Genomic DNA, 7,300 nt, shown 5'->3' on the forward strand with positions numbered 1-7,300 from the left:
TTATTTAGCCCTTTCTAAAATTTCCACTAATCTCCAGTTCTTGTTTTTACTCAGCGGACGAGTCTCCATGATCAGTACTGTATCACCAATACCGCAATCGTTTTTCTCGTCATGAGCCATAAATTTGGTAGTTTTCTTAACAAACTTACCATAGATCGGGTGTTTCACTTTACGCTCTACCGCTACAACAATAGATTTATCCATCTTGTTGCTTACTACCAACCCGGTTCTTGTTTTTCTTAATTGTCTTTCCATTTCGACTCTAAAGTTATTTTGTTTCAGTAGCTGACTGAGCTTTACGCTTAGTCACTTCAGTGTTTAATCGGGCGATATCTCTTCTTACCTTTTTAATGCGGGTAGGATTCTCTATAGCCGAAATTGTATGAGCAAATTTTAACTTTACTAAGTTTTCCTTTTCTTCTGCAATCCTGACTACTAGTTCTTCTTGTGAAAGCCCTGTGATTTCTGAGTTCTTCATTTTATTAATTTTTATGTTGTGGGTCTAGCGGTTGTAATAACAAGTTACTTACAACATTCAACCCATAACTTTTTCTTATGCCTCTACGTAATCTCTACGTACTACAAATTTTGTTTGGATCGGTAATTTTTGAGCGGCCAATCTCATAGCTTCTTTAGCAATTTCTAAAGGAACTCCTTCGGCTTCAAAAATAATACGTCCGGGTCTAACTACAGCTACCCAGTATTCTGGAGCACCCTTACCTTTACCCATACGTACCTCGGCTGGTTTCTTAGTTACCGGTTTATCCGGGAATATTCTAATCCAAACCTGACCTTCACGTTTCATGAAACGAGTCACGGCAATACGGGCTGCCTCTATCTGACGACTGGTAATCCAAGTCGACTCTAAAGATTTAATCCCGAAAGATCCGAATGATAATTCAGCACCACGTGTTGCTAAACCTTTCATTCTGCCCTTTTGCATCTTTCTGAACTTCGTTCTTTTTGGCTGTAACATTTTATTCTAATATTATCGTTAAACGATCTGTTAACTAATTATTTACGAGGACCTCTATTCTGAGTATTTCCGCCTCTATTATCTCTTCCTGCACCAGGACCGCCTTGACCAGGACCTCTTCCGCCACGACCTTTGTCGTTTCTTCTGTCTCCACCGCCACGGTTATCTCTGTCTCTACCACCACCTGCAAAAGCACCTTCTGGTCTTCCACCTTTACCAGGAGCATTGCTCGTAGCACCGATGTTTGGAGAAAGATCACGTTTACCGTAAACTTCACCTTTACAGATCCATACTTTAACACCTATTTTACCATAAGTAGTCAAAGCTTCTGCTAATGCATAATCAATGTCAGCACGGAAAGTATGCAAAGGAATTCTTCCTTCTTTATACTGTTCGCTACGAGCCATCTCAGCACCACCTAAACGACCAGAGGTCATAATTTTGATACCTTCAGCACCCATACGCATTGTTGATGCGATAGTAGATTTCATTGCTCTACGGAATGAAATCCTTGCTTCTAATTGTTTTGCAACACCTTCTGCAACTAATTGTGCATCAAGCTCAGGACGTTTAATTTCAAAAATGTTGATTTGAATTTCCTTTTTAGTCAATTTCTTCAACTCTTCTTTGATCTTGTCAACTTCCTGACCTGCTTTACCTATCACAATACCCGGACGAGCTGTGTGAATAGTAACAGTGATACGTTTTAACGTACGCTCGATTACTACTTTAGCTACACCGCCTTTTGCGATACGTGCAGAAAGGTATTTTCTTATTTTTTCGTCCTCAACTAATTTATCAGCATAGTTGTTGCCACCGAACCAGTTAGAATCCCAACCTTTGATGATTCCTAACCTGTTACCTATTGGATGTGCTTTTTGTCCCATTTCTGTTAATTAGTTTGAGTTTCAACGTTTTTACTATCTACTACCAAAGTTACGTGGTTTGAACGTTTACGTATTCTGTAACCGCGTCCTTGAGGTGCTGGTCTTAATCTCTTTAACTGACGACCACCGCCTACCATTATCGTTTTCACGTATAATTGGTTTTCTTCAGGGCGAGAACCTTCATTTTTAGTTTCCCAGTTTTTGATAGCTGATAATAAAAGTTTTTCAACTTTTATTGCTGCTTCTTTATTGGTAAACTTTAAAATATGTAAAGCTTTCTCAACACGCTCACCTCTGATAAGATCTACAACCAAACGCATTTTACGTGGTGAGGTTGGACAATTGTTTAATTTCGCTACTGCTTCCATCTCTTAATTATTTTTTCTTTTCAGAGTGACCCCTAAATGTTCTGGTTGGAGCAAACTCTCCCAGCTTATGACCAACCATGTTTTCTGTTACGTATACCGGTATAAATTTATTACCGTTGTGTACTGCAAATGTATGACCCACAAAATCTGGTGAGATCATTGATCTGCGTGACCAAGTTTTAATTACAGACTTCTTGCCTGAATCATTCATAGATACTACTTTCTTCTCTACGTTATGGTCAATATAAGGTCCTTTTTTAATCGAACGAGCCATTATTTCTTCCTTTTCTCTATGATGAAACGATTTGAGTATTTTTTAAGTGAACGGGTTTTGAAGCCTTTAGCATACATACCGTTTCTTGAGCGAGGCTGACCTCCTGATGAGCGACCCTCACCACCACCCATAGGGTGATCTACCGGGTTCATCGCTACCGGACGTGTTCTAGGACGACGTCCTAACCAACGTTTACGACCTGCTTTACCTAATACCTCATTTGCATGATCTGAATTGGAAACAGCTCCTATTGTAGCCAAACATGCAGTCAAGATTAATCTTGTCTCGCCTGAAGGCATTTTCAATGTAGCATATTTACCATCACGAGCTGCTAATTGTGCATAAGCACCTGCACTACGTGCTAACTGAGCTCCACGGCCTGGGTGAATCTCTACGTTATGTACAATAGATCCCAAAGGAATATTGGCCAATTTTAGAGTATTTCCTACCTCTGGAGTAGCTGTTTCTCCCGAAACTACTGTTTGTCCTACTTGCAACCCTTCAGGTGCAATAATGTAACGCTTCTCACCATCTGCATAATGTAACAATGCGATGCGTGCTGTACGGTTAGGATCGTATTCAACAGTAGCTACTGTTGCAGGAATATCAAATTTCTCACGTTTAAAATCAATTAAACGATAAGATTTTTTGTGACCACCACCCATGTAGCGCATAGTCATCTTTCCTGTATTGTTACGTCCTCCCGACTTTTTAGAAGATACAACCAATGATTTTTCGGGCTTGGTTGCTGTAATCTCCGTAAAACTGGCACCAACTCTAAAGCGGGTACCCGGAGTAACTGGTTTAAATTTTCTTAAGCCCATAGTTATAAATTATTCAATTCTTATTAAATATTCGCGTAATAATCTATTGTCTCACCTGCTTTCAAGGTTACAATAGCTTTTTTATATTTCGGGGTACGACCAGTAACTAATCCACCTTTAGTATTTCTAGACTTAAGTTTACCATTTACTATCATAGTGTTGATAGCTAAAATGTTAACACCATACATCTTTTCAATAACTTGCTTAATTTGCAATTTATTGGCTTTGTGATCTACTTGAAAAGTAAAGCGGTTAGATTTCTCTGTTAATGCCGAAGCTTTTTCTGTTAATATTGGTTTTCTTAAAAGTTCCATATTACTTGGCAAATGCCTCCTCCAATGTTTTAAGAGAATCAGTAGTCAACAAAATTTTACCACAGTTCAATACATCATAAGTATTCAATTGATCTGCTGTAATAACTTTTGCTTTCTTAATGTTTCTGCTTGATAAATAGATATTGTTATTTTGTGAAGGTAAAACTAACAATGTCTTTTCGCTAGCTAAGTTTAATGCGCTAACTAAATCCAAGTAGTTTTTAGTTTTGATTGAATCAAAAGTGAAACCTTCTAAAACCACAACACTTTGATCTTGTGCTTTGTATGATAATGCAGACTTACGAGCCAACACTTTCAGTTTCTTGTTCAATTTAAAACTATAATCACGTGGCTGAGGACCGAATACACGACCACCACCGTTAAACAATGGCGATTTAATACTTCCGGCACGAGCACCACCAGTACCTTTTTGTTTATATAATTTACGGGTTGAACCAGCAATCTCATTACGTTGTTTAGACTTGTGAGTACCTTGACGTTGATTAGCCAAATACTGTTTAACATCTAAATAAATTGCGTGGTCAACAGGCGTAATGCCAAATACCGACTCAGGAAGCTGCACCTTGGCACCTGTCTCTTTTCCTGAAATGTTTAATACTTTAACTTCCATCTGCTTACTTATCTAAGATTACGTAAGAACCCTTAGCTCCTGGTACGGAACCACTAACTACAACTAGATTTTGATCAGCATAAACTTTCAAAACTTGTAAGTTTTGAACTTTTACTCTGTCTCCACCCATTCTTCCCGCCATACGCATGCCTTTAAATACACGTGAAGGATAAGAAGCAGCACCTAATGAACCTGGCGCACGCATTCTGTTATGCTGTCCGTGAGTTTGACCACCAACACCACCGAAACCATGGCGTTTTACAACACCCTGGAAACCTTTACCTTTTGATGTACCAACTACATCCACAAAATCACCTTCGTTAAAGATGTTTACCGTAACGGTATCACCTAAATTTAACGACTCTTCAAATGGCTCAAATTCAACCAATTTACGTTTTGGAGTGGTGTTTGCTTTTGCAAAGTGCCCTTTTAGAGGCTGAGTGGTGTTTTTCTCTTTAGCTTCGTCGAAACTCAACTGAACTGAAACGTAACCGTCTTTTTCTTCGGTCTTTACCTGTGTAACTACACAAGGCCCAGCTTCGATCACCGTACAAGGAATATTCTTCCCTTCGGCGTCGAAAATGCTGGTCATTCCTACTTTTTTTCCAATAATACCTGACATTTTCTATTTTAATTTAACACCCATCGAAGCAGTAGGGCTTCGTTCAAGGTGGATACACATCCCTATTAAGGGAGGGCAAAAATAAGAAAGAAATCTTAATTTTCAAATAGTTAGCTCATTATTTTTTCAAATAACTGCAAAAAAATATTTACACAGGGTAACGCGTGATTAAAACAACATTTACCCAACCAACTTATTACTCAAACTAAATAGAATAACACATAAAACGAATGCGCCAATTAAAACGTACAAATAATCACGCTCAATTAAGAAGCTAAAAATCGAAAAAACTACACGCATTATAGGTGTAAATATCAGTAACAGAATACCAAATTGAATTATAGCACTCCCTTTTAAATCACCCAATTCAATAAAAATTTCGGAGATTGTAGAGAATCCGGACTTAGCAGAATCGAATTGGCTATAGTTTACTACCTCAGAATGATTGAACGCAAGATAAACCAACCCTCCAATAAAAACCACTGACATAGAAGCAATTACGCCAACCCTAAGTAACGTTCCCAGGATAATCTGAATATCCCGGTCAGCGAAGAAATTCTTATTTTCTTTACTCATAATTTACCTGTTACTCCATTATAAATCATCTGCAACGCTAAAAAAGCTACAACAACAGCAAAAATAACTTTAAGCTTATCTGTTTTTGTTTTCACTAAAATCTTAGAACCAACCGTAGCGCCAGTTAGAACCCCTAATGCCACAGGCATCGCTATCCCCGGGTCAATCTGCCCTCTATGTAAATATACAACAGCACTGGCCGCGGCAGTAACCCCCATCATGAAATTACTTGTTGTAGTAGATACCTTAAATGGTATTCGCATAATATTATCCATTGCTATCACCTTTAATGCGCCAGAACCTATCCCTAGCAATCCAGATATAATACCGGCAATAAACATCATTAAAAAGCCACCTATTACATTATGCACAGCATAATTCTTCATTCCATTTTCGGTTGGATAAGCACCATTGAGCTTAAAAAAAACAGCTAGCTTCCCCGAAGTATCATTGTCAGAATGATCAACCTTTTTTCTAACCATCATAGCGGCTGAGAATAAAAGAATTATACCAAAGATTACAGCAATGTAACTTGGGTTAATAAACACAGTGATAACGGCTCCTATAATTGCACTTATTGTTGTAGCAATCTCTAAGAACATTCCAATGCGGATATTTGTAATTCCCTCTTTCACATACGCAGCAGCAGATCCTGAAGAGGTGGCTATAACAGAAATAATTGAAGCCCCTATTGCATAATGAATATCAACACCTAACACAAGAGTTAATAATGGTATAATTATTACCCCGCCACCCAAGCCGGTTAAAGACCCAACTAATCCTGCCACGAAAGCTCCAAGCAAGACAATAATTGTAAATAGTAATACCGACATTGGTACAAATATACTATCTCCGAACAAAACACAATAAAATTAAAATATGAATGTTAAATTAGACGTGATTCAGTTCTGAAATACTGAAACTGAATAAACCACTTCTATTGTTAAAACAAAATATCACCAATGAAAAAAATCATACTACCAATCATCGCCATTTTATTAATGAGTATTTCTGCAGAAGCGCAAATAAAGGCAGACTCAACTAAAATTGATCCTACTCTAACAGGTCAATACCAACTAATGCTTTCTAAGTCTAAAACTCTAAATGGATATAAACTGGTAAATCCAAGCAGATTATCTTTATTCTGGAAAAATGTTAGAGATAGCTTAGCTGTAAATCAAAAGCAATTAGTAGTAACCAGAAAAAAAATCCAGGATCAAGGCAAAGAGATCTCCGAACTTAATAAACAAATTACAGGAACAGAATCATCGCTTGCCAACTCCAATGCCAAACTAAATGAAATCAATTTTTTGGGAATAGGTTTTACTAAAGGCAACTATAATCTTATTGTGTGGGGCCTAATAATTACACTAGCTATTGCCTTAGCCTTCATCATCCTAAGATCAGCAAAGCATATCCACGAAGCAAAGTACAGAAGCACGCTGTATGAAGAAATATCTCAGGAATATCAAAACTACAAGACCAAGGCTAATGAAAAAGAAAAGAAGCTAGCCAGAGAATTGCAGGATGAACGCAACAAATTAGACGAATTTAAAAATCGTGGAAAATAACAATTGGCAAACAAAACGCTGTAATACAAAAAGAGCCTGTATCATAAATCGTGATACGGGCTCTTTTGCGTCTACCCGTATTCCTATCGTCTTGATTATTAACAATTTAAGTTGTTTTTTTTCGTTTTAAATTTGGTTTAACTTATTGATTTTCATACATTTATGATGTAAATCAGTAGTAGATATGGCCAACAAGAAACCCGTTTTTAAGCCCTATTATCAACATCAGCTCATGGCGTTTCCGCCTACTTTCGATG

General features: G+C 37.6%; 13 protein-coding genes. 1 reads left to right on the forward strand and 12 read right to left on the reverse strand.

The window, feature by feature from the left end; translation table 11 throughout:
• From rpsQ to HQN83_RS14875, 12 genes are all read right to left on the reverse strand, one after another.
• Positions 1 to 255 carry a 30S ribosomal protein S17 gene (gene rpsQ, locus HQN83_RS14820; protein ID WP_048907439.1) on the reverse strand — a complete coding sequence of 85 codons (255 nt, stop codon included), beginning with the start codon at positions 253 to 255 and terminating at the stop codon, positions 1 to 3.
• Between the two features lie 13 nt (positions 256 to 268).
• Complete coding sequence (gene rpmC, locus HQN83_RS14825; protein ID WP_048907440.1) at positions 269 to 478, reverse strand: 50S ribosomal protein L29; 210 nt, start codon at positions 476 to 478, stop codon at positions 269 to 271.
• A 75-nt stretch (positions 479 to 553) separates the two neighbouring features.
• The gene (gene rplP, locus HQN83_RS14830; RefSeq protein ID WP_008244578.1) at positions 554 to 976 is read right to left on the reverse strand and encodes a 50S ribosomal protein L16; all 423 of its coding nucleotides are present in this window, start codon (positions 974 to 976) and stop codon (positions 554 to 556) included.
• 38 nt (positions 977 to 1,014) lie between these two features.
• On the reverse strand, positions 1,015 to 1,863 hold the full coding sequence (gene rpsC, locus HQN83_RS14835; RefSeq protein ID WP_048907442.1) for a 30S ribosomal protein S3: 849 nt from the start codon (positions 1,861 to 1,863) through the stop codon (positions 1,015 to 1,017).
• A gap of 5 nt (positions 1,864 to 1,868) precedes the next feature.
• Complete coding sequence (rplV, locus tag HQN83_RS14840) at positions 1,869 to 2,231, reverse strand: 50S ribosomal protein L22 (protein WP_173091105.1); 363 nt, start codon at positions 2,229 to 2,231, stop codon at positions 1,869 to 1,871.
• A 7-nt stretch (positions 2,232 to 2,238) separates the two neighbouring features.
• On the reverse strand, positions 2,239 to 2,505 hold the full coding sequence (rpsS, locus tag HQN83_RS14845) for a 30S ribosomal protein S19 (protein ID WP_008244581.1): 267 nt from the start codon (positions 2,503 to 2,505) through the stop codon (positions 2,239 to 2,241).
• Positions 2,505 to 3,329, reverse strand: coding sequence for a 50S ribosomal protein L2 (rplB, locus tag HQN83_RS14850; RefSeq protein WP_173091106.1), 825 nt, complete (start codon positions 3,327 to 3,329; stop codon positions 2,505 to 2,507). The genes rpsS and rplB overlap by 1 nt, the downstream gene beginning before the upstream one ends.
• A gap of 23 nt (positions 3,330 to 3,352) precedes the next feature.
• Positions 3,353 to 3,643, reverse strand: coding sequence for a 50S ribosomal protein L23 (gene rplW, locus HQN83_RS14855; protein WP_173091107.1), 291 nt, complete (start codon positions 3,641 to 3,643; stop codon positions 3,353 to 3,355).
• 1 nt (position 3,644) lies between these two features.
• Complete coding sequence (gene rplD, locus HQN83_RS14860) at positions 3,645 to 4,274, reverse strand: 50S ribosomal protein L4 (RefSeq protein ID WP_173091108.1); 630 nt, start codon at positions 4,272 to 4,274, stop codon at positions 3,645 to 3,647.
• Positions 4,275 to 4,278: 4 nt separating this feature from the next.
• Positions 4,279 to 4,896: a 50S ribosomal protein L3 gene (rplC, locus tag HQN83_RS14865; RefSeq protein WP_048907446.1), complete on the reverse strand. Its 618-nt coding sequence runs from the start codon at positions 4,894 to 4,896 to the stop codon at positions 4,279 to 4,281.
• A 180-nt stretch (positions 4,897 to 5,076) separates the two neighbouring features.
• The gene (locus tag HQN83_RS14870; RefSeq protein WP_173091109.1) at positions 5,077 to 5,472 is read right to left on the reverse strand and encodes a DUF1634 domain-containing protein; all 396 of its coding nucleotides are present in this window, start codon (positions 5,470 to 5,472) and stop codon (positions 5,077 to 5,079) included.
• Positions 5,469 to 6,305 carry a sulfite exporter TauE/SafE family protein gene (locus tag HQN83_RS14875; RefSeq protein ID WP_173091110.1) on the reverse strand — a complete coding sequence of 279 codons (837 nt, stop codon included), beginning with the start codon at positions 6,303 to 6,305 and terminating at the stop codon, positions 5,469 to 5,471. Before HQN83_RS14875 ends, HQN83_RS14870 begins: the two co-directional genes overlap by 4 nt.
• A gap of 129 nt (positions 6,306 to 6,434) precedes the next feature.
• Between HQN83_RS14875 and HQN83_RS14880 the strand changes: the two genes are divergently transcribed.
• Complete coding sequence (locus HQN83_RS14880; protein ID WP_173091111.1) at positions 6,435 to 7,043, forward strand: hypothetical protein; 609 nt, start codon at positions 6,435 to 6,437, stop codon at positions 7,041 to 7,043.
• Positions 7,044 to 7,300 lie beyond the last annotated feature (257 nt).

It is taken from the genome of Pedobacter foliorum (assembly GCF_013266735.1).
In the GTDB taxonomy this organism is placed as follows: domain Bacteria; phylum Bacteroidota; class Bacteroidia; order Sphingobacteriales; family Sphingobacteriaceae; genus Pedobacter; species Pedobacter foliorum.